A 22852-nucleotide genomic window follows, 5' to 3' on the forward strand; every position below is an offset into this window, starting at 1 on the left:
GACTGCTGGAGCAACTGGACCGTGCGTACGATCAGATCGTCGAAGTCGACGGCGTTGGCCTGAGCCAGCCGGTGCTCATACTCGGCGTAGACCACGGAGTAGAGCTCCTCCTCGTTGCCGAAGCGGGCGGTGATCTGCTGGCCGCGCTGCCCGGGACGGTAGTCGGGGGCGTACTCATGCAGCTGCGTGCGCCAATCCTGCAGGTTGTTCTTGTAGTCGGATATGTGGCTCAGAATGTTTCTTGGGGTGTAGCGCTTCAGATCAATGTTGAGATCCTTGCCGATCAGCTTGATCAGGCGCTCGGAATCGGCTGTGTCATAGATGGTGAAGCCCGACCGTAAGCCGATCTCCTTGCCATCTCGCCTCAGAATACGCACGCAGGCTGAATGGAAGGTAGACACCCACATGCGGTCGGCCACAGGCCCAATCAACCTACGCAGACGTTCGCGCATCTCGGAGGCCGCCTTGTTGGTGAAGGTGATGGCCAGAATCTGACTGGGCCAGGCACCAAACTGACTGAGGATCCAGGCGATTCTGCGGGTCAGCACCCTGGTCTTGCCCGAGCCTGCACCTGCACCGATCAGCAGGGCCGGCCCCTGGTATTGAACCGCCTCGGCCTGCCGATCGTTGAGCCCCTTGAGCAGCTCCTTGGCACTGCGCTGGATCAAGTCCGGTTCCTCGTTCACAAGCCACCTCTTGCCATCTGGTCTCGGTCACCGTCACAGGCCGGATGGCGCACACCCGGCAACCAACTATTTCTACCACAAAGCGGTGTCATCGACCTTGGCTCACGGGTTAGCCAGCAGACATAAAAGACCCCGCCCGCTTCGGATAGGGAAAGCGGACGGGGTTTAGTCGGGGAAGCCGAGATGACCCAGTCAGTTGCGCACTTGGTCCTTGGCGTTGTTGACAGCCTCGGTGGCGCCCTGCTCAGCCTTGGCCTTGCCGACCTTGGCATCGGCCTTGGCCTGGTCCATCTTGTCGGAGGCGGCGTCCTTGGCGTCACCCATCTTGTCCTGGGCAGCGTCCTTGGCGTCGCCCATCTTATCGGCAACGGCGTCCTTGGCATCGGATGCCTTGTCCATAACCGTGTCCTTAACATCGCCAGCGACATCGGAAATCTTCTCGCCGGCAGACTTCATGGCATCCTTTGCATCATCCAGAATCCCCATATGGTCCTCCTTAGGTCCTTGAACGCACCGCGACGATGCGTGACCATTGCGGTCAATTTTCACTGTAACAGTCAGGGCCTTGAATCCGCGGATTGACGGACTGACACGCCAGGAAGACACTCCAATCCGCTGAAGGTGAAACCCGGCGGATCCGGACAGCCGGACCACAGTCCCAGAACCGGGTTATCTTGGTGTCTATCCGTCGGGGCCATAGGGGCCCCGCTTTCATGACGACAAGGAACGATGACATGCAGGAACTTGAGGAGCGAATCCGCCGCCAGGGCACGGTCAAGCCTGGCAATGTACTCAAGGTGGACGCCTTCCTCAACCATCAGTGCGACGTACGGCTCTTCGACCACATGGGAGCTGAGTGGGCCCGCTTGTTTGCCGGTCACCAAATCGACAAGATTCTGACCATCGAGGCATCCGGCATCGGCATCGCCTGCCTGGCTGCCCGCCACTTCGGGGACGTGCCGGTGGTCTTCGCCAAGAAGACCCAGTCCATCAACCTTGACGGCGATCAGTACACGGCCCGCATCTACTCCTTCACCAAGCAGCGTGAGTACCCCGTCATCGTCGCCAAGCGCTTCCTCAAGGAGGGCGAGCATGTGCTGATCCTTGACGACTTCCTGGCCAAGGGCAACGCCCTGCACGGTCTGATCGACATCTGCCACGATGCCAAGGTCGTCATCGAGGGCATCGGCATCGCCGTGGAGAAGGGCTTCCAGGAGGGCGGCCGCACCCTGCGCAAAGAGGGCTACAACCTCAAGTCCCTGGCCATCGTGGAAAGCATGGACCCGGACCAGGGCACCATTACCTTTGCACAGAATCCTGCCTGAGTCGGTTGGTTCCCAGTCCGGGTCGCATAGACAATATCTTCAGTCCACCTGATGCTCGCTGGTGCCGCCCTCCAGAATGGTCTTCACGTCGTTCAGGGAGATGTTGACCATGGCGTTCACGGCGGCATCGGTGTAGAAGCCGATGTGGGGCGAGACCTCCACATTGGGCATTGCCTTGAGGGTCTCAAGGGCCTGGTTATCGACCTTGGTCCCGCTCAGGTCCTTTTCGAAGATGCCGGCCTCCCCCTCGATGGTATCGATGGCGGCACCCGCGATGGACTTGGTCTGCAGGGCCTTAATCAGGGCCGGGGTATCCACAATGGGGCCTCGGGCGGCGTTGATCAGGAAGGCCGAGGACTTCATGGCTTCCAGGGCCTGCGCGTTGATCAGATGATGGGTAGTCTCGTCCAGCGGCGTATGAACGGTGACGATGTTGGCCCGTTTCAAAAGGGTGGGCAAATCCACGTAATCAAGTGTGTCTGCCAGCTCGGGGCGGTGAACCGGATCGTTGGCGATAACCGTGGAGCCCAGGGCCCTGAAGATTCTGGCCACGGCCGACCCGATCTTGCCTGCTCCGATGATCCCCACGGTCAGGTTGTGGATCTCATGGGCCTGAAGTCCATCCCAGGTATAGTCATCCTTGGCCTCGCGAGCGCTGGCCTCCCCCAGATGCCGAACCAGACGCATGACCTGGGCCAGAACCAGTTCGGAGACCGACCGGGGCGAGTAGGCAGGTACGTTGGTAACGACCAACCCGTTCTCCCGAGCGGCCTGCAGGTTGACGATGTCATACCCGGTGATTCGCAGGGTCAGTTGCTTGAGACCATACTCCTTGAGCCGCTGGTAGAGCTCAGGCTCGGGCAGGGCCGCGTGCTGCTGGATGACGATTCCGTCGTATCCCTTGATCATGTCAACAGTGTTCATCCCCAGATCGTGGTCAGTGGTATCCACTTGAATGTCATTGGCTTGCGCCCAGGCCTGAATGGCCTCCTGCTCGTCGGGACGTACTGAATACATAAGAATGCTAGTCATTTTCAAGTCCTTGGTAACTGTCTTCGTTGATGGTTGTAATTTGAATCGTCAGAGATATCAGCTGCAATTTTTACGCATGTAGCTGTCAATCCGCTCCACGGCGGTATGCAGATCCTCCATGGAGGCCGCGTAGGAGATGCGGACGTAGCCCTCACCCCCGGGTCCGAAGCTTGCACCGGGGATTACCGCCACCTTGGCTTTTCGAGCCAGGTCGTAGACGAAGCTCCAGCTGTCGCGCATGCCCTCCGGTAGCCGGGCGAAGATATAGAAGGCGCCCTTGGGATCGATGACATCCAGACCGACCTCGGGCAGGGCCTTGACCAGATAGTCCCGCCGCTTGCGATAAGCCTCGCGCATCGGATCCGTGTCATTCATGCCCTTGGTCAACGCCTCCTTGGCTGCATACTGGGCATTGGTGGTTACCGAAGTGATGGTGAACTCGTTGACCTTGCCGAGCTGGTCAATGACGTCGGCGGGGCCAGCTGCGATGCCGACACGCCATCCAGTCATGGCATGGGACTTGGAAACCCCGCCAAGAACGACTGTCTGCTCGGGCAGGATAGTGCCCATGGACACGTGAGTACCCTGGTAGGTCAGCTCGGCGTAGATCTCATCGCTGAGCACGAAGAAGCCGTGCTTGCGCGCCACCTGGGCCAGAGCCTCCAGATCCTCGCGGGCATAGGTCACGCCGGTGGGGTTGGTGGGATAGTTGAGCACCAGGGCTTTGACCGGACCCTCGCTGTTTTCGACGGCGGCCTCCAGTTTGTCCGGCTTGAGAATGAAGCCGTCCTCGGAAGTATCTATGAAGACGGTCTTGGCGCCGCTCAGCTGGGCGATGGGAATATAGAGCGGGAAGATGGGTGTGGGCAGAATGACCGTATCACCCGGGTTGATCATGGCGGTAAGGCCCGAGAAGATGCCCCCGGTGGCACCGGCCGTAATCACCATCTGGCTGTCAGGGTCGTAGTCCAGCCCGTACTTGGCCTGAAGATAGTCGGCAGCTGCCTTACGCAGACTGGGCATACCGCGGCTCTCGGTGTAATGACTGTGATTGTCTTGGATGGCCTGGATACCCGCCTGCTTGACATGCTCAGGGGTGAAGAAGTCAGGCTCCCCCAAGGTCAATTTCACAATGCCGTCTATTCCGGCAATCTCCTTGTTAAACTCGAGAATGTCGCTCGGTGCCAGAGCTTTGACCCTGGCATTCATATGATCCGCCAATGTCATTGGCTTGTCCTTTCCCATGCGGTTACTACAACCATTGTCGCTGGTGCTGTCCTACCGACTATGCGGTGACGATGCACGGGAAATGCTGTCGACGACTGCAGGGTCGGTGGGTTCCGATCCGTGCAACCGTTCCTACAAGGCACGCGGCGTCACAGATCGAATCCGTGCCACCAATAGGTAAATCGTGTGCCCTGCATGCTGAAACCTCCTACGGAATCTACAATCAGCAGTAAAGTAAGCGTACAGCGAAGTTTCAGCAATCTTATAAACGCGACCATTATTTGACCAGACGCTTGCATTTTGCGGACGCGACAAGCATCCAAATTAAACGTGCCTATGACAAAACAGACCGGACTAATCTCGAAATTTCAGAGATTTATCTTAAGGTTCCCTTGGGAGTCTCTCGCGAACCGCAGCCTGCGAATCCGTAATCAACACATTCAGATAGCCCTTCCCATGCAAGCTCATCCCATATCGAAGCATTGGTCGTTTGTATCCTGAGTCCTATCTCTTCACTACGGTTTGTAAGCTATGCTCGGCAAGAACGAATTCGGGTAAAGGTCTTGTCAGAGTTGTGTCGCACTCCAAACTCGGACGCGAGATTCGCCTTATCCAGCTGTTGGGCCCCTGCATTGAGATCTCTGTCATATACTTTGCCTCAAAGACAGGCAAGAGACAGAATTCTTGGTTGTGCCGGCCAAAAGAGGTGAGGAAATGACCATTCGAGTTGCACTGGTCACAGGGGCCACCAGCGGCATTGGGTATGAAACCGCTCGAATGCTCGCAGAGCATGGATACCGAGTGTATGCAGCAGGACGACGCGTTCAACGGCTGGAGCCGCTTGGAGACAAGGGGGTGACGGCTGTGCGGATGGACCTGACTGATTCTGCATCCATTGAGAAGGCTGTCGCACGAATTCTGCAGAAGGAAAAACGCGTCGACCTGCTGGTCAACAACGCCGGATATGGCTCCTATGGTCCGGTCGAACAGGTCTCCATCGAAGAGGTCCGACGACAATTCGAGGTCAACCTCTTCGGCCTTGCCCGCTTAACCCAGCTGGTACTGCCCGCCATGCGCCAAGCCAGACGCGGCCGGATCGTGAACACATCATCCATGGCTGGCCGGATGGTCACCTATATGGGTGCCTGGTACCATGCCACCAAATACGCTCTTGAAGCCTTCAGTGATGCTTTGCGCATGGAAATTCGTCCCTTCGGCATCGACGTGGTCCTGATCGAGCCGGGGGCCATCGCCACCAACTGGGGTGCGATAGCCGCCGAACATCTCCAGACAGTCACACGCAAGAATGCCTATCAAAAGTCAGGATCCCAAGCTGCCGCCGGGTTGCGCAAACTGTACTCCAGCAGGCATTTGACCCAACCATCAACCATCGCCAAGACCATCGTACGTGCCTCGACAGTACGCCATCCCCGTCCACGCTACCTTCTGGGCTTCGGCGCCAAGCCTCTGGTCGCCCTTCATGCTCTGCTCCCCACCCGTGCATGGGACTATCTGATGGTCCATGCTAAGGACTTGTAGACAATAAAAAAGGTATCAAACGATACCCCACCGTCAAGTTTCAAAGGAATAAAGGCATTGAGGGCATGTTCATTCAGATGAACCGGTCCACAGCTTCTTAGATTCACTGCTGCTGAATACAAAAAGCTCGCTTTTGAAAGCCGCAAAGCCATGCAAAATGAAGCAGGCAGACAGCAAGGGATTCCGTAGGACAGGATCAGCATCCTTACCACAGAGTCCCTCGCCAATTGGCAGAATTCCGACTCCTCAAGCCTCCAGAGCTTGAGCTCCTAGGAGCGCCTGCTCTGCCGCCATGGGAACTCGTCCCAGTCCATCCAAACCCACATTGAGCAGGTAGTTGATGCCGTACTTGTTCAAATGGGCCTTGTAATCGTGAATGGTCTGCGGGCTCTTCCAGTTCTGGTCATGGTAGGAGAATCCCCAGGAATCGTTGATGGTTCCGGCGGTCTCATAAAGGCCGAGCTTTGAGGGTTTGAATCCTTCGACGGAATTGTAATCGACATCTTCCTCCGAGGAGGCTTTGGCGCTGGCATCCGAATCCTCAGGGATCTCGTTGTCTCCCAAAGAGACATAGTCGTAGCGACCGTTGCCAAGTCTGGAATTAATCAGGCAGTCGGGCTGTAGGCGCTTGACCGTATCGTAGATGGTCTGGCTCTGCTCGTCACTGAGAGTCATGGGCATGTCGAACCAGGCGACCGATATTTCCCCATAGTTGCTCATGATCTCTTCAATCTGCGGCATGATCTTATGCTTGAACGCACGGTCGTAGTTCTTCTCCCCCACAAAGTCCCAGCTGTTGTCCCAGGTGGTGCCCGCCGTCTCGATGTCATTTGAGAGGTATCCGCCGCCATCCGGTTCATGCCAATCCAAATCTTGAGAATAGTAAAGGCCAAATCGCAGGCCAGCCTTGCGGCAGGCCAGAGACAACTCACCAATTACATCCCGGTGAAATGGTGTCGCGTCATAGACGTTGTAAGCATCTACCAGGGATCGGTACATGGCGAAGCCGTCGTGATGCTTTGCTGTGACGACCAGATACTGCATGCCGCAACGCTTTGCAAGATCGACTATGGCATCGGCATCGAAGTAGATGGGATTGAAGGCCTGGGTCAGGCGTTCATACTCCTTGTTGGGAATCTGGAGCTTAGATTGGATCCACTCCGCGTAGTTGCTTGACGACTTTCCCTGGTACTCCCCTCCCAGGAGCGAATAGAGACCCCAGTGAATCATCATTCCATACTTGGCTTGCTTGAACCATTCCACGGTATTGCTCATTACTTACCTCTGTTTCTGCTGATTAACACGAATTGTTTGAACCGGACCTCAGATGGTCAGCTTGCCCTTCTTGACAACGAAAGTATCATAAAGAGCCATACGCACATAGCGGACTCCTGCACACATGATCATGAAACCTGGGTCTTTCTTGCCAAGTACCCTGACCGAAACCCGGAAAGAAGTAACGAGCAACCAGGGAGCCGAGGATCCCGGTGGTATTGGCTGCAAAGCCTTCAAATGACGTAGATAAGGTGCCTAGCATCAAAATCGGTGGACTGCTGTTCACTGTACCTCTTTTGACTCCATGAAGGTCCCTTCCTCGGAACTGTCAGCACATCCCCCATTCGTGATGGAGAGCGATTGCTTCACTCATATACTGCAAGACAACCAGATTCCATGAACCGTCTTGGTCATGAATACTGCGATAGGTACTATTTTGTTAACAGTATATACCCAATTCGGAATCATACAAGCCAAAGACATCGTGCCACTATGAATTATCAAGATCTGCCATAAGGCGATTACCAAGCATATTATTAGTATCCGTTCTCTAAAGCGACCTAATGGCATGTATGCATAACTGATACCTGACAAACGATTAAGAGCACAAACATGACATTCTACAAAACAAGAAGTATCTTTAGTAATTGTCATTAATAGACGAGAATAGGATAGAGGACATCATTGCTGTCTGCATGCGAGCAAGGCAAGCCCGCTACTGACAGTCTGCCCTCAAGAGCACGGTCCATCAGCTTGATCGTTCGACGATCGGCTGAGGACCGGCATACTAACTGCATTCGTGTTTCGGTCAGGAAGGGCCAAACAACCATACCGACAGAAAGAAACAAGGAAATGAGTGATTCATCCCCGCAGCAAGCCAGCCAAGATCAGTCCACCTGGGCATCCATCGCTACCTGGCGGATGGCCTATGAGGGTATGGTCAAGTCCAGTTCCGGTCTTGAAGAGGGCGGCCAGGCGGGCGACGCTGTCGAGACGCTGATTCAAGAAGTTGAGGCCAACCCGGATTACACCTCCGTCGGTTATGGCGCCTTGCCGAACCGGGAAGGCGAGATGGAGATGGATGCTGCTTTCATGGACGGGAACAGCATGGCCTTGGGCGCAGTGGCCGGCATCCAGCATGTACTCCACCCCATATCCGTGGCAAGGCAACTGAGTCGACGCCATACCAGCAGCTTTCTGGTTGGACAGGGAGCGACTCGCTACGCCCAGGTCAGCGGATTCGAAATGCGCAATATGCTGACGGACAGAGCCAGAAGACGTTGGGAGCTGGAGGCTGCCAAGACCACAACACCGGAGTCTGTCAGCCCCTATCGAGGGCACGATACGGTCGGGGCCATCTCCTTGGATATGCAGGGATCGATGGCTGCTGGCACATCAACATCGGGGCTTTTCATGAAGGAACCGGGCAGAGTAGGCGATTCACCCCTGCCCGGCTCGGGCTTCTATGTGGACAGCTCCATCGGAGGGGCGGCCGCCACCGGGCTGGGAGAAGACATCATGAAGGGATGTCTCTCTTATCGGATCGTCGCTCTGATGGGCAGCGGATTGACCCCTCAAAAGGCCTGCGATTCTGCAGTCTACGAATTTGACGACCTCCTGAGGAACCGCTACGGCAAGGCCGGCGAGATCTCCCTGATTGCTCTCAGCACAAGAGGGGAATGGGGGGTGGCAACCAACGTGGAGTTCACCTTCTGTACAGCCCGGAAAGGCGAGGAGATTCGCATACTCATGGCCAATCCGGACGGCAAGGGCGGAACACGAATCGAACCAGTGACTAAGGAATGGCTGCAGGAATATAAACGCTCGCTCAAGGCACCGATCAAATGAACGTTACAAAAAATAAGCAAGATAAGCTACACCAAAATAATTGTCAGAATACAGAACGCCCTCAATCAAGGCCTGCTGTACTCCTTAAAACCCCTTAACTGTATCCCAACTTAACTAGGTGCTCACTGCCGGACCCTTGCCCCTTGGGCAAGCGCCCGGCAAACAATTCAGAGGGACAGTCAAATAGATGCACCTCTAGAGGTACAATCATGTTTCTCAATGGGGACATTACCAATCAAACAATAAGTGAAACAATTTTTTATACGTCAATCTATTTACCGCAGATTGTCAGGTAGGTAAGGAAGGAAATCGAAAAGGGGATTAGTCGGGTACAAGCGTAGATTAAATAATGAGGATTGTAAGTTTAAATTTATGTGGATCAAAATTCTTAATATTTTGCCTTTTAAGGAAAGGCAAAGAGACCACACCACTGAGAATGTGTACTGCACGGCGGCATGACCTCTGTCGGTGTCTCCCCGACGAACCTGGATTCGCCTTCGATGCAATCGACCAGCCCGTTTATGCTCGCATATGGAAATCAGAGGTCTGTTTAGACAGCATGTTGTTGTTATATAATTGTTATGAAATTAAGTCGCAGGCGACGCTGTTGTACTGAGCATTTGAATTTGAATTTTTATCTGATAATTCTCTCCGTTTTATTGCAGATAGCAATGGGCCGCCTCGTTTGCGTATCCATAAATGTAAGCCTGCATTACGACCCAATCTACAGGTATGTTTGCTTACATGCAGATGACTACGAAATCACTCATCTCAGGGTACCTGACGTATGCTACCCCATATGACCTCCCAGCACTTTCTGAAATAGATGCTCCAAAATCTACGTCAGCTACGCCAGCGATTCTGTCTCTTATCGGGAAGCCCTCCGTAGCTTGTGGCGTAGCTGTGTCGAATATCACGGGATCCATTGTTTCTAATATCGCTAACGGTTGCTGACCCCTGAATCAACATGAGCAAACAAATTAGTAAAACAAGAACGTTGGCATTAATCGGAAGGAACCGAATATATCAACCACTTCATTGAACGCCGAGAGTCTTAGGCCTATGCCTCCCCTGCGGAACTCACGCTTAAGGATTTTGATACCGCTCCGGTGCTCTCGCCGACACCGTCAATTGTCTCATTCTTTACCGCCCCCACAGTTGAGTGAGGTCAGTTCTGCATTGGGGTTTCGGCGGCTCCTGTGACGACGACTCTCGCGACTGTATACTAGAAGTGGTCATCACTTCAGCGGCCAGAAAATGAGCACCAGGTACTTTGAGAGGAAAAGCCATGAGCTTGACCAATGACAACAATCCGAGGATCGAAGTCACGATGATATTTGCTGACTGCAAAGACCCGATGGCTGCGGCAGTGAAATGGGCTCAAAGCATCGCCACTTCTGAGGAAATAGATCCTAGCAAGGATCAAGTCGTGTTTATCCGTGAACTCAGGCGCGCAGAGCCGAGTCTAAGTCTGAAATCAGCCGTGTACCTTGCCCAAGTGACAGCGAGAACTTCCCGAATCGAACGCAATGCAAATGGAACAGGCATCAAGAGTCTGCTGGACACCGATCGCAATATTCCGTGAGTCCCACCCGTCCCATTCAAGCGAACAGGACATACTGGACATATGGGTATGCCTCGGAGTCATCTAATTTACTACACATCGGGCTCACCATGATTGGGACTGCTTTGTTTAGCTACACCTTATCCCCCAGCAAAATAATGCTTGCCACTTTCTCAGCTGCTATGTGTCGATGAATCGACTTCCCCTTTTTACCGGATGTAAGACCAGTGTGGCCATACTCTGGTCTTGATGATAGCTGATGGTGCTTCCCGCAATACCTGCGTGGATTGCTGAAAATCTCGGTCAGACGTGTCTTGGACTACTTCGTTAAAACTTTGCCCATCGCAATAATCGGAGCCGGTGAAGAGCTCTCCAATTGCGCTATAGAAGACTTCGAGTAATCGCGTGCTTACCCGCAGTATTTATCTCATCAGCAATTATGCTGGCTTTTCGTTTTCTATAGCTAATGTACGGCTAAGTCGTTTGGTATACATGTCAACCAAAGGAGATTGATATGCGGTCAAAGAATACACAAGCTACTGACCCTAGTGGACGCAAGCGTCTCAGCGGCGCTGATGTTGATGTTACTGGAACAGCTGGCGCCTTCGAACTCACTTCAACAGCGCAAAAGCCAAGGATCGAACAGGTTCAAACAGGAGAAGATAGTTCATCACTCAGCACTGCAGAACTTGATCAATTGACCGATTGACTGGATCAGCTTTTAACAGAGATTAAAAATGCTGACCCCGGGACAATTCCACATTTCGCTGAAAACTGGGTAACTTCTTAACTAGCGCAACATTCTCTTATAACTGACCTTCAAATAACCAGATCCGACCAAGGTTTAATTTGGGAGGGTTCATTTTAGATAAGACTGATCGTTACCCAATACGGCGTCCAGGTCTCTGAAATCGTCAGCGGAATCAGTACACTACGCAAAGTCTAGAACGGAATTCCCAGTACAAATGGGTACTGCAATCCGGTTATGCTGCAGCTCTGATTGGAGGAAATGTCGTCAGAGTCCTGTTGGAAATAATTGGAATTGACAGAGTAGCACGGGAGCACTTCAGCTGATTTATGTTCTGAGTATTTGCAATTCTGATGACCACTGACACCGGAAAAGTTAATGGTTGCCAACTTTTCTTGTCATTAAAGGAGGGCCGAATGAAACCAAGAAGAGACGCGGAACGAGTTCCGCCTTCATTTATAGATATCTGGATTGGCGATATTATCGTTAGCGGCATTGAAGGGGTGGTATTTATACCGAGAACTTTCTGGTTGTAACCGTTTTTCAAAAACTGCGTATACAAGTTTAACAATTCACGTGGCTACCCAGCTGATACTTGTATTCCTTATACATTCAATCAAAAAAAAGATCATGGACAGTCCTTCATGGCAAGTGGTTCCAGTTGACTTACATAGCTATTACGCTGGTTATTACTCCTCCTAACGCAATTTTATGCTCGGATGGAGGCCATCCTCATGGTCTTAATTCTTGCGTTCATTGCCGGCAGTTTAGCCAGCAAATCACTATTCCTAGCATCTACAGCTTTCAAAAAGAAGGAACGATAGTGATGGACAAAAACCGTTTATCATTCTTGACTGTTTGGTCAAATAATGCTATCTTGGCGAGCATGGGTCGCAAGAGAAGCTTCGATGATGATGAGGTGCTTGCCCGTGCCCGCGAGGTTTTCTTGGAGCATGGCTATGAGGGCACGTCAATCGATGCTCTCGTCAAGGCCACGGGTCTGCTCCGAGGTAGTCTCTACGGTGCGTTCGGCAGCAAGCGTGGCATGTTCGTAGCTGCGCTACATGATGCAACGGATTCGGAGTCGAGCGATTCAAAAGTGTTCAATCTGATATTGGTGGCACTCATGGAGCTGTCAGATCATGATTTGGAGGTTCGTGGGCTGGTCAGGGATTACCTTGTGAAGCTGTCCAGATCGGGATCTGACGATACCAATGCTGTGACCGTTGATGTCGCCACGCTCCTTGGTGAGACGCTGCTGCAGCGTGCACATATTCGGTTGCAGTCTGATGATGAAAGAAGATAAGTCATGAAAAACAAAGTGGCAATTGTCGGACAAACACTGGAGATTGAACCGCAAGGCTTGGATAAGATATGGTCGTTCAAGGGGAAAATGGTGGTGCCGCTTGAGCATGTTCTCGGCGCGAGTGAGGATCCGGGCATTCTTGATGATGCCAAGGGGCTACGTTCGCCCGGCCTTCATGTTCCCGGTAAATGGGCCGGCACCTACATTGAGCATGGAGAGAAGACATTCTGGAATGTCACCAGACCGGAAAGTCCCATCGTCATTCAACTCAAAGGCGAGCGCTATGACCGACTGGTGCTCGGGGTGGAGCAACCCCGCGAGCTGGTCAACCGGATCAACGCGGCCATCACTAAGCAATAAACGAAGATTTGCAGCAACTGAGTTTTTCTATCGACTATCGATGTTCGAATGTTTAGAAGACAGCCCAATGGACCGACATTCTAGTTACACCCAGTTTCCCGCGCTATCTGAAGCGCGTGCTGCCTAGTGACGCGACATCGCACTTCACTGACTCGGGGACAAAACCTGGATTAGTTTCAAAACTTTTTGAAAATAAGAGCGTTTAGTTTTCGTTTTTTGCTAGAAGGCTCGCAGACGGTCTTTCATGGCTCGATAGCGCTGAAAACGCCCGTTTTGAGACTCAACCGCTCTTTTGTGACCATGCCACCGGCTGCGACCGCAAGTGAATCAGCGCGGACAGCTTGCGAGCGGTTCGCAAAAACACAGGTCGCAGGTCATCGTCTTCTATGGGCGAGGTGAGTAGTCTCTAGTGGGTTGCCCTTGAGTTGGCGTTTTGGACGAAAGCCAGCCCACTCATCGGCTCTCGAATCAGAGAAACCAGTTAGAACAGAAGCCAATTTGAAACATCGAATGGACGAGCATCGAGGTTCAGATACAGGCCAACTTCACGAAAAACCCGATTCCGGCCCATTTCATAAAAGAGTCTCCTCTTTGCTTGCCGGAAACCCGCTTCGTCCAGTCGGGCGAATACTTGTCGCTGTACTCGTCAATCTTTGAGGTCTCTTTCGAAAGCAGCTCGAGGGCTTCGTCGAGATCCACGACAAGTCCGTCCCTTCGAACCCGACTTTGAAAAGATGCGTCTCATCATGCTGCTTGAATGCCGATTTGTCCTGCAGCAGGTAGAATCTCTCGCCGTTCACCTCGTTTGCCAGAACGGTCCTATCGAGCAGTTGATGCCCGCTCATCCGCACCAGCTTGCCCAGACGGCCCTCCCGCAATGTCCATGCCCCAGCCAATGGGCACCATTCCCTGGGTGCACCTGGGGTAATGGGCCGACAGGCCCATGGAAGGTCGCGCGCAGAACACAACAGCAAGCACGACAGAAGAAGTGAACGACAGGTGCCGAACCCCGGACGACAGTACCGCGAAAGACGAGTATTCCGACCAAAACCGAACAATTCTGGCAACTAGGCAGGCGCCCGTATGGGCACCTTTTACTTTTCAGGGACTTAGCTGCTAACTAAGGTATGCGGCTCATAACCGTTTCGTGAAGGCCCGACCAGCTCGACCCGACCCCGCTCACGCCGGGTGCGCCACACGCTATCTGGCGGTTCAATCATCGCACAGACAAAAAGGCACAAGGTGCCGTGCGGTGTGGCTCGCGCGGTGCAGCGCCACACGTCCGTTGAGAGAAGGGGGCGAGCCGATGTTGGACTATGAAGAGAAGATGGAGCGTCGTGAGCTGCCTGACGCAGTGGCAGATGCTGGAAGGCTGGCGAGGGGCCTAGATCAGCTGCTCGAGTCCATGGCGCAGGCCGATCAACCTGACTCGCTCGAAGCCGAGGGAATCCTGGCCCTGATGTCGATAAGCGAGAGGTGTGTCGAGCGTATCAAGAACACCGTGGGCATCCTGGAGGCCCAGAACGAAATTCTTTACGCCGAGCAGCGGGCAACATCAAACCCCGCGAAAACCGAGGAACGCGGCTCGGGTGGACACTACTCTGAATCCAATCAGGAGCTCCCTCCGCCGCCCGCCCTGCATAGAGCCTAGACATCGGCTATCCCTCTATTCCTAATGCCGCTCCGCACGGCTGCATTATAATGTTGAAAACACATTTATAGTGCATTCCGAGCGATGGGGGCGCAAATGTCGGACGGCTACAAAGAACTCATCAAGAGCAACCCCGACGAAACTGAGATCAGAATCTTCCTGGTGGACGGCGACCAGATGCCCGCGACCCTACGCATCCCCGACACCTTGCGTGACACAGCCAAGGAAGTGGCGGCCCTCCAGGACATGAGCTTCTCGGCATTCGCGCGCACGTGCATGCTCGAAGAGCTCGCGAAGAAGGGACAGTAGCCCGTGACCGAGCCAGTCCGTGACATGTCTGTCGAAGGCTTCATAGAGTCCTTCAACAACCAATACCCGACTTTCATTCTTGAGACATTACTGTGCGACCACACGACGGGACGTAACATCATATGGGCCGACAACGAATACGAGGCCTTGGGCGACGGCTATATGGGCGACGACGAGATTACCGTCGAGAATATCACGGGCATGAATTCCGCCGTCGTCAAGCCGCGTATCGCCAAGGAGCAAGAGAGACAATCCCAGCGCACCAAGAGCCGCGCCGAGGTGTTCACTCCATCATGGCTGTGTAACCAGATGAACAACGACATGGACGAGGAATGGTTCGGTCGACGCGATGTCTTCAACACAGAGGCTGTTGCAGAAGACGGCGTCAAGATATGGGCGGCCACCAATGAGCCGATTAAATTTCCCAAGTCAAGGGGGCACGGTTGGCATGCCTACGTGGAGGCGCCACGACTCGAGATCACGTGTGGCGAGGCACCGTTCGTGTGCTCACGTTACGACACTGTGACAGGTGGCGAGTTGCCCGTGCCCGAGCGCGTGGGCTTCCTAGACCGAAAACTGCGTGTCGTGACCGAGAAAACCAAGACCCGCAAGGAATGGGTGCGCCGAGCGCTCGATGCATTAAAAGCAACATACGGCTTCGAGTACCAGGGCGACAACCTGCTCATCGCACGCATTAATGTGCTCGAGACGTTCGTCGAGCATCTCCGCGACCGTTGGGGGTCCGATGCTGAGCAGGACGAGCTCGAGAAGGCAGCGTGGATCGTTTCCTGGAACTTCTGGCAGATGAACGGTTTCACCGATGCCGTGCCCGCCAACAAGATGGGCGCCGAGGTGGAGTCGACCCTGGGAACGTCCGAGGAGCCCGAGCCTGAACCGATACAACCGTCGCTTTTCGACTCATTCAACGAAGCAACCGAAGGGACTAAAGAAGAAGAACCGAATGAATCGGTTCCCCTGTGTGTGATATACGACTGGCAGAACGGCGAGCCCTTTGAGTTCGCCAGATTGAAAGGCAAGGCAGCAGTTATGGGAAAGAAGTTCTATGCAGTAATCGGAAACCCTCCATACCAGGAACAGCAAGAGTCGAATGACGCGGAAGGATCGAAGAAGAATTATGCGCCTCCCATCTACAACTACTTTATGGACGCTGCTAATGAAGTAGGGACAAGGGTTGAGCTTATTCATCCAGCCCGTTTCTTGTTTGATGCCGGCAGCACACCACGCGCCTGGAACAAAAAAATGCTCAATGATAAACACTTTAAGGTCTTGCAGTTCGAAGAAGACAGCAACCTATTTTTCCCAAGTCTTGCGTCACCTCTCAAAGGCGGTATTGCGATCACTTATCACGACGACACGCAGGTCATTGGCCCAATTGGCATATTTACAAAGTTTGAAGAGCTAAATGCGATTCTCAAGAAAGTAGGCAAAGCAACCGAATTTGAGCCGTTTTCAAACATTGTCAACTCAAGGACAGAATATCGGCTGACCGATGCAGTGCATCATGATTACCCGTTCGCTCGTTATCGAGAAGACGCCTCCGGAAAGAACATTGGGCGACTTAGCCAAGGCCACAACTTCGATATGTCCTCCAATATCTTTGATCGCTTACCTGAAATCTTTTATTCTGAGATGCCACAAGACGGAGACGACTACATACGCGTGATTGGGCGCTCTGAAAACAAGCGCACGGCCAGATACGTGAGAAGGAAGTACATAAATCGCGTAGCTAACCTCGATAGCTACAAACTGTTTATTAATCAGGCTGATGGTGCTGGAATTTTTGGTGAAGCCATTACACCACCCATTGTTGCCATGCCTGGAGAGGCTCATACCGAGACTTTTCTAAGTATCGGTCAGTTCCAAACCAAAACTCAGGCTTGCGCTGCCAAGAAATACCTGTATACTAAATTCCTTAGAGCTCTGCTGGGGGTACTTAAAGTCACTCAAAATGGCAATAAGCCGGTATGGCGCTGCATCCCTCTCCAAGACTTCACTCCTGCCTCCGATATCGACTGGACGCAGCCCGTGGCAGACATCGATCGTCAACTCTATGCGAAGTACGGCCTTGATGATGAGGAAATCGAGTTCATCGAGTCGCACGTGAAGGAGATGAGCTAACTATGGCGGGCATCGACATCTCCCAGATAATCGAGACCACAGCACCCGCAGTGCCGCAAATCTACGCCTACACCACGCCCGAAATCACTCGCCACAACGGATGGACCAAAATCGGCTACACCGAGCAGGACGTGCGCGAGCGCATCAAGCAGCAGACGCACACCGCCGACGTGCGGTGGCACCTGGAGTGGAGTGGCAACGCCACGTGGGAGCACCGCGCGGGCACGTTCCACGACACCGACTTTCATGCCTATTTGGAGAAGCAGGGCGTCAAACGCGAACCTAAAAAGGAATGGTTCAAGATCAGCGGCGAGGAGTCCCACCAGCAGTTTTACCGATTCCGCGACACAGACGGCGTACTGGACGCACCCGGCGCCGCCTCCTACACCTTGCGCGCCGAGCAGCAGCGCGCCGTGGAGCAGACGGGTGCCTTCGCCCTCGCCCATTGGGATGAGGGTGGCGAGCACGGCGGCGAGTTCTTGTGGAACGCAAAGCCGCGCTTCGGCAAGACCCTCACCGCCTACGACCTGTGTCAAAGCATCGGCGCGCAGAAGGTGCTCATCGTCACCAACCGTCCCGCTATCGCCAACTCCTGGTACGACGACTACGTGAAGTTCGTGGGCCTGGAGCGCGGCTACCGCTTCATCAGCAGCGTGGACGCCTTGTCCGGCAAGCCCTACTGCCTCAGCCGCGAGGAGTATCTGCGCGCTATCCGCAACGAACCTGAGGGCCCCAAGGGGTTCATCGAGTTCGTGAGCCTTCAGGACCTCAAGGGCTCCATCCGCTTCGGAGGCGTATATCAGAAGCTCAACGAGGTGGCAGACCTCACCTGGGACGTGCTCATCATCGACGAGGCGCACGAGGGCGTGGACACTTTCAAGACCGACGTGGTATTCGACCACATCAAGCGCCGCTTCACACTGCACCTCTCCGGTACGCCCTTCAAGGCGATCGCCAACGAGAAGTTTGCCAACGACGCCATCTACAACTGGACCTACGCCAATGAGCAGCAAGCCAAGCGTGACTGGCCCGCCGACTCCGAGCAGCCGAACCCCTACGCCAACCTCCCCAAGCTCAACCTGCTCACCTACCAGATGAGCGACATCGTTGAGCAGGAGGCCCGCGGCGGCATGAAGATCGACGGCGAGCAGACCGAGTTCGCCTTCGATCTCAACGAGTTCTTCTCGACCAAGCAGAACGGTGGCTTTGTGCACGATGCCGACGTGGACAAGTTTCTCGACGCGCTCACCACGCAGGAGAAGTTCCCGTTCTCGACGCCTGAGCTGCGCGACGAGCTACGCCACACGTTCTGGATGCTCAACCGCGTCGACTCCGCGCGCGCCCTTGCCAAGAAGCTGCAGGCGCACCCTATCTTCGGGGACTACGAGGTGGTGCTCGCCGCCGGCGACGGCAAGATTGACGCCGACGACGAGAACGAGAAGTCGCTCGACAAGGTACGCCGCGCAATCAAGGACCACGACAAAACCATCACGCTCTCGGTGGGCCAGCTCACCACGGGCGTGACCGTGCCAGAGTGGACTGCTGTGCTCATGCTCTCGAACATGGCGAGCCCCGCGCTGTACATGCAGGCGGCCTTCCGCAGCCAGAATCCATGCCTCTTCGACCTGGGCGGCGGCAACTACGCACGTAAGGAGAACGCCTACGTCTTCGATTTCGACCCGGCACGCACGCTCACCATCTTCGATCGGTTCGCCAACGACCTTTACGGAGAGACCGCGCGCGGCGGCGGCGATGTGGAGACGCGCGAATGCCACATCCGCCAGCTGCTGAATTTTTTCCCCGTCTACGGCGAGGACGATGAGGGGCAGATGGTCGCGCTCGACGCCGAGCAGGTGCTCAGCGTACCAAGGCGCATCCACGCCCGCGAGGTGGTCAAGCGCGGCTTCATGAGCAACTTCCTGTTTCAGAACATCGCGAGCGTCTTCCGCGCGCCGGCAGAGGTCGTTGAAATCATCCAGCGCTTCGATCCCTACGAGCAGGGCAAGGCGCAGAACGCCGAGAAGAACAAAGTCGAGATCGATGAGGGCACGGCTGAAGAGCTCTCGATCAACGATGAGGGCGAGGTGAAGATTCCCGACGAGCAGGTCGTTGGCAAGGCAGCGGACATCTTCGGGCCGAAGGTCTATGGCGATGTCACCGTCGAATTCTCGAGCCAAGTGGACGAAATCGCGAAGGCTTATGAGGCCGATGACGACGACAGGGCGATGCTCGACAGCCTCAAGGAAGCTTTTAAGCAGAGCGTGACCGCGCCTTTGGTGCAGGCAACCAAAGAGAGCTACGGCAGCGAGCTTAAGCCGCGCCAGCAGCAACAGATCGAACGCAAGGTCCAGGCGGACGCTGACATCCAGCTCAACCGCCAGGTCGGTGACTACCAGATCCAGGCGCGCCGCATCGAGCATTCGCGCAAGGACGAACTCAAGACTGCAACCAACGCAACCGAGCGCACCGAGGTGAACCAGCAGCATGACGAGCAGAAGGCTGAGGCATTTCAGGCACTCGCACAGAAGCTCGAGGACTCCCGCGAGGAGCTCGTGCAGAGTGCCGGCGAGACCGTGGTGCGCGAGGTGGAGACGGCAAAGAAGGAGGATGAGAAGCAGGGCATCGAAGACAAGGTGCGCGCGCACCTGCGCGGCTTCTCGCGCACTATCCCGTCGTTCCTGATGGCGTACGGTGAGGAGGGCACGACGCTCGCGAACTTCGACACCGTGATTCCCGCCGACGTTTTCCTCGACGTCACGAGCATCACCGTCGACGAGTTCCGCTTCCTTCGCGACGGCGGCGACTACATCGACACCGAGACCGGCGAGGCAAAGCATTTCGTCGGACACCTCTTCGACGAGGTAGTGTTCAACGACTCCGTGAGCGAGTTCATCAAGCTGCGCGAGCGCCTGGCCAACTATTTCGACGAGTCCCAGACGGAGGACATCTTCGACTACGTGCCGCCCCAGAAGACCAACCAGATCTTCACGCCGCGCAACGTCGTGGTCGAGATGGTGGACCTTTTCGAGAAGGAGAACCCGGGCTGTTTCGACGACCCGAGCCACACCTTCGCCGACCTATACATGAAGTCTGGCCTGTACATCGCTGAGATCATCAAGCGGCTGTATCGAAGCAACGGCATGAAGGCCGCTTTCCCGGATGACCGCGAGCGACTGGACCATATCCTGGAGCGCCAGGTGTTCGGTATCGCGCCCACCAAGATCATCTACGAGATCGCCACACACTTCATCCTGGGCTTCCACGACGAGGTCGGCCAGGGATGCGACTCGAACTTCGAGCTCGTGGACTCCGCGGAGCTTGCCAAGGAGGGCACGCTGGACGCCTACGTTGCACGCGTCTTCGGGCCCAAGCTGAGCGAGGCGTAAAGCGCGTGACGGACATAGTCGACAGCCTTCAGGACGGGCGTGAGGAGGCAGCGCGTGCAGCGGGGCTTACACATCGGCATGTGGCGGCACTTCGCGGCATTTCCCCTGGCTACCCCCGCTTTTCTTAAGACAGTGAGATTCTTCACTCCCCATTGACCACATTAATCGCCTGGAAAAACACCATATGGAGACCTCTGAAAAGCTCATTGAGTTCGATTTGAGTTTCACAGGCCCAGAAACGACCCTGTTTCGCCTCGGAGACAAAAACCGCGCTTCTACCCACTCGGGATAAATCTTTACCCCAATTCCTCCGAATACCGCCCAGTGCTTTGCTGTCTTGAGGGACGTGGAATATTGAATGAAATCGCAGATGAGGGGGGGGGGGTAAAGGCGATGGAAAAGCCTTCGTACCCACACAGGAACGGAGGCTTGATTAATAGAGTTTACTCAACGGCACTGTGCGGCACTCAAAAGTGCAGGTCAAAGCCCTGTCAGTCTACTCCCACTCGATGGTTGCCGGAGGCTTGGAGGTGCAGTCCAGGACCACACGATTGATGCCCGGGCACTCGTTGGTTATGCGTGTGGAAATAGTGGCCAGCACATCATAGGGCAGACGCGTCCAGTCAGCGGTCATGGCGTCCTCGGAAGAGACCGGACGCAGCACGATCGGAGAACCATAGGTACGCTCGTCGCCCTGCACACCTACTGAATGCACATTGGCCAGCAGCACCACCGGGCACTGCCAGATCTGCCGATCCAGCCCAGCCTTGGACAACTCTTCGCGGGCGATGGCATCGGCTTCGCGCAGGGTCTCCAAACGTTCGCGGGTGATCTCGCCGATGATGCGGATGCCCAGACCGGGGCCCGGGAAAGGCTGACGCCAGACGATCTGGTCAGGCAGGCCCAGTTCGGTGCCGATGGCCCGGACCTCGTCTTTGAAGAGGGTGCGCAGGGGCTCGATCAGCTGGAACTTGACGTCCTTGGGCAGACCACCCACATTGTGGTGGGACTTGATATTGGCCGCTCCGTCTCCACCGCCAGACTCGACCACGTCAGGGTAGAGTGTGCCCTGCACCAGGAACTTGACTTCCTTGCCGGTCTTGCCGGCCTCCTCAATCACCTGCCGCTGAGCCTTTTCAAAGGTGCGGATGAACTTCTCTCCAATGATCTTGCGCTTGCGCTCAGGCTCGGAAACGCCCTTGAGCGCGCTCAGGAAGTCCTGCGAAGCATCCACGGCAATCAGCTTAATGCCAGTGGCCGCCACGAAATCATGCTTGACCTGCTCGGCCTCCCCCTTGCGCAAGAGCCCATGATCCACAAAGACACAGGTCAACTGGTCGCCGACGGCCCTATGGACCAGGGCGGCCGCCACGGCTGAATCAACGCCGCCCGACAGGCCGCAGATGACCTGGTCATCACCCACCGTACGACGGATTTTCTCCACCTGCTCTTCGATGATTCCCGAAGCGTTCCAGTCCGACGGCAGTCCGGCGCACTGGTGCAGGAAGCGGTCGATCAGGTCCTGCCCCAGAGGGGTGTTGGTCACCTCGGGATGCCACTGGACCCCGTACAGCCCCCGGGATGGATCCTGCATGGCCGCCACCGGGGCACCCTCGGTATGCGCCAAAACCTCAAAGCCATCGGGCGCTCGATTGACGGCGACGCCATGGCTCATCCATACATCCTGCTGCCCGGGCGAATCCTGCAGTATTCCCTTGGCGCTGTCGATGAAGGCCTCGGTCTTGCCGTACTCCCCCAGGGCCGCCTTGTCCACCTCGCCACCCAGCTCATGAGCCATGACCTGGAAGCCGTAGCAGATGCCCAGCACAGGCACCCCCGCCTCGAAAATCCTCTTGTCGATAGTTGGCGCCCCGTCCACGTAGACGGAGGCCGGGCCGCCGGAAAGGATGACCGCCTTGGGATCCTTGGCCAGCATCTGATCCAGACTCATCGAATGAGGCACCAGCTCGGAGTAGACCCCCGCCTCCCTGACTCGACGAGCGATCAGCTGGGCGTACTGCGCACCGAAATCGACCACCAGGACGGGACCCTGTGCCATAAGACTCCTTATATATATTTATGCTGTATCTGCCATGAATGTCCGGAAGTGACGAATCAACGCCTGCGGACAAGTCCAGTATGGTTGCAGTTTTCGACAATGCTACCGTCATTGCGGCCTGGTCGCACCCCCAGAGGAAATACATGCCTGCAAGCAGACAATTCCATCGCATTTTCTCACAAGAGCGAACACACACTGCAAGAAAACGTTCAGAAAAGTCTGCTCGTTCACGTACCATGTAGGCATTGGGTACGGACCCGGCAGATGCCTGAAATGACACTGCACAAGCCCGTAACCGAAGTAAATAAACAATCGCACTAAAGTGCAGGAGTACACATGACGAATCCTGTTATCGGCACCCCTTGGGCGAAGCTGGAGACCCCAATCGCCGAGGAGAC

Annotated in this window: 18 protein-coding genes; 11 read left to right on the forward strand and 7 right to left on the reverse strand. The window is 55.1% G+C overall.

What is annotated here, in order from left to right; translation table 11 throughout:
* Both AC0AP0_RS01440 and AC0AP0_RS01445 read right to left on the reverse strand, forming a co-directional pair.
* On the reverse strand, positions 1–686 hold a 686-nt coding region (locus AC0AP0_RS01440; protein WP_490429050.1), incomplete at its 3' end, for an ATP-dependent helicase.
* A gap of 192 nt (positions 687–878) precedes the next feature.
* Positions 879–1172 (reverse strand): hypothetical protein, encoded by a 294-nt coding sequence (locus tag AC0AP0_RS01445; RefSeq protein ID WP_045924523.1) that lies wholly within the window; start codon positions 1170–1172, stop codon positions 879–881.
* 248 nt (positions 1173–1420) lie between these two features.
* Between AC0AP0_RS01445 and AC0AP0_RS01450 the strand changes: the two genes are divergently transcribed.
* The gene (locus tag AC0AP0_RS01450; RefSeq protein ID WP_490429052.1) at positions 1421–2011 is read left to right on the forward strand and encodes a xanthine phosphoribosyltransferase; all 591 of its coding nucleotides are present in this window, start codon (positions 1421–1423) and stop codon (positions 2009–2011) included.
* A 39-nt stretch (positions 2012–2050) separates the two neighbouring features.
* Here AC0AP0_RS01450 and AC0AP0_RS01455 read toward each other — a convergent pair whose 3' ends face one another.
* The gene (locus tag AC0AP0_RS01455; protein ID WP_490429054.1) at positions 2051–3043 is read right to left on the reverse strand and encodes a D-2-hydroxyacid dehydrogenase; all 993 of its coding nucleotides are present in this window, start codon (positions 3041–3043) and stop codon (positions 2051–2053) included.
* A 57-nt stretch (positions 3044–3100) separates the two neighbouring features.
* Complete coding sequence (locus AC0AP0_RS01460; protein WP_490429056.1) at positions 3101–4270, reverse strand: aminotransferase class I/II-fold pyridoxal phosphate-dependent enzyme; 1170 nt, start codon at positions 4268–4270, stop codon at positions 3101–3103.
* A gap of 714 nt (positions 4271–4984) precedes the next feature.
* On the opposite strand from AC0AP0_RS01460, the gene AC0AP0_RS01465 reads away from it, so the two are divergent.
* Positions 4985–5809 carry an oxidoreductase gene (locus AC0AP0_RS01465; protein ID WP_490429058.1) on the forward strand — a complete coding sequence of 275 codons (825 nt, stop codon included), beginning with the start codon at positions 4985–4987 and terminating at the stop codon, positions 5807–5809.
* A gap of 246 nt (positions 5810–6055) precedes the next feature.
* Here the strand turns inward: AC0AP0_RS01465 and AC0AP0_RS01470 are convergent, their stop codons facing one another.
* On the reverse strand, positions 6056–7084 hold the full coding sequence (locus AC0AP0_RS01470) for an alpha-L-fucosidase (RefSeq protein ID WP_490429060.1): 1029 nt from the start codon (positions 7082–7084) through the stop codon (positions 6056–6058).
* 852 nt (positions 7085–7936) lie between these two features.
* Between AC0AP0_RS01470 and AC0AP0_RS01475 the strand changes: the two genes are divergently transcribed.
* The 5 genes from AC0AP0_RS01475 to AC0AP0_RS01495 all read left to right on the forward strand — a co-directional run bounded on the left by AC0AP0_RS01475 (position 7937) and on the right by AC0AP0_RS01495 (position 12910).
* The gene (locus AC0AP0_RS01475) at positions 7937–8932 is read left to right on the forward strand and encodes a glycosylasparaginase (RefSeq protein WP_490429062.1); all 996 of its coding nucleotides are present in this window, start codon (positions 7937–7939) and stop codon (positions 8930–8932) included.
* Between the two features lie 1288 nt (positions 8933–10220).
* Positions 10221–10517: a hypothetical protein gene (locus AC0AP0_RS01480; RefSeq protein WP_046322996.1), complete on the forward strand. Its 297-nt coding sequence runs from the start codon at positions 10221–10223 to the stop codon at positions 10515–10517.
* Between the two features lie 493 nt (positions 10518–11010).
* Entirely contained in the window at positions 11011–11205 is a 195-nt protein-coding gene (locus tag AC0AP0_RS01485) for a hypothetical protein (protein ID WP_490429064.1), read from the forward strand.
* An 865-nt stretch (positions 11206–12070) separates the two neighbouring features.
* Positions 12071–12550, forward strand: a complete 480-nt coding sequence (locus AC0AP0_RS01490; protein WP_490429078.1) for a helix-turn-helix domain-containing protein — start codon at positions 12071–12073, stop codon at positions 12548–12550.
* Between the two features lie 3 nt (positions 12551–12553).
* Positions 12554–12910, forward strand: coding sequence for a PH domain-containing protein (locus tag AC0AP0_RS01495; protein WP_121913083.1), 357 nt, complete (start codon positions 12554–12556; stop codon positions 12908–12910).
* Between the two features lie 528 nt (positions 12911–13438).
* Here the strand turns inward: AC0AP0_RS01495 and AC0AP0_RS01500 are convergent.
* On the reverse strand, positions 13439–13609 hold the full coding sequence (locus AC0AP0_RS01500; RefSeq protein WP_490429066.1) for a hypothetical protein: 171 nt from the start codon (positions 13607–13609) through the stop codon (positions 13439–13441).
* A 607-nt stretch (positions 13610–14216) separates the two neighbouring features.
* Between AC0AP0_RS01500 and AC0AP0_RS01505 the strand changes: the two genes are divergently transcribed.
* From AC0AP0_RS01505 to AC0AP0_RS01520, 4 genes are all read left to right on the forward strand, one after another.
* The gene (locus tag AC0AP0_RS01505) at positions 14217–14561 is read left to right on the forward strand and encodes a hypothetical protein (protein ID WP_490429068.1); all 345 of its coding nucleotides are present in this window, start codon (positions 14217–14219) and stop codon (positions 14559–14561) included.
* Positions 14562–14657: 96 nt separating this feature from the next.
* Positions 14658–14870 carry a hypothetical protein gene (locus AC0AP0_RS01510; protein WP_490429070.1) on the forward strand — a complete coding sequence of 71 codons (213 nt, stop codon included), beginning with the start codon at positions 14658–14660 and terminating at the stop codon, positions 14868–14870.
* A gap of 3 nt (positions 14871–14873) precedes the next feature.
* Positions 14874–17009: an Eco57I restriction-modification methylase domain-containing protein gene (locus AC0AP0_RS01515; protein WP_490429072.1), complete on the forward strand. Its 2136-nt coding sequence runs from the start codon at positions 14874–14876 to the stop codon at positions 17007–17009.
* Positions 17010–17011: 2 nt separating this feature from the next.
* Positions 17012–20395 (forward strand): DEAD/DEAH box helicase, encoded by a 3384-nt coding sequence (locus AC0AP0_RS01520; protein WP_490429074.1) that lies wholly within the window; start codon positions 17012–17014, stop codon positions 20393–20395.
* A gap of 496 nt (positions 20396–20891) precedes the next feature.
* Here the strand turns inward: AC0AP0_RS01520 and guaA are convergent, their stop codons facing one another.
* Positions 20892–22454, reverse strand: a complete 1563-nt coding sequence (guaA, locus tag AC0AP0_RS01525; protein WP_490429076.1) for a glutamine-hydrolyzing GMP synthase — start codon at positions 22452–22454, stop codon at positions 20892–20894.
* Positions 22455–22852: the final 398 nt, after the last annotated feature.

The sequence above is a fragment of the Bifidobacterium sp. POST2/T3 (B1) genome, assembly GCF_058197115.1.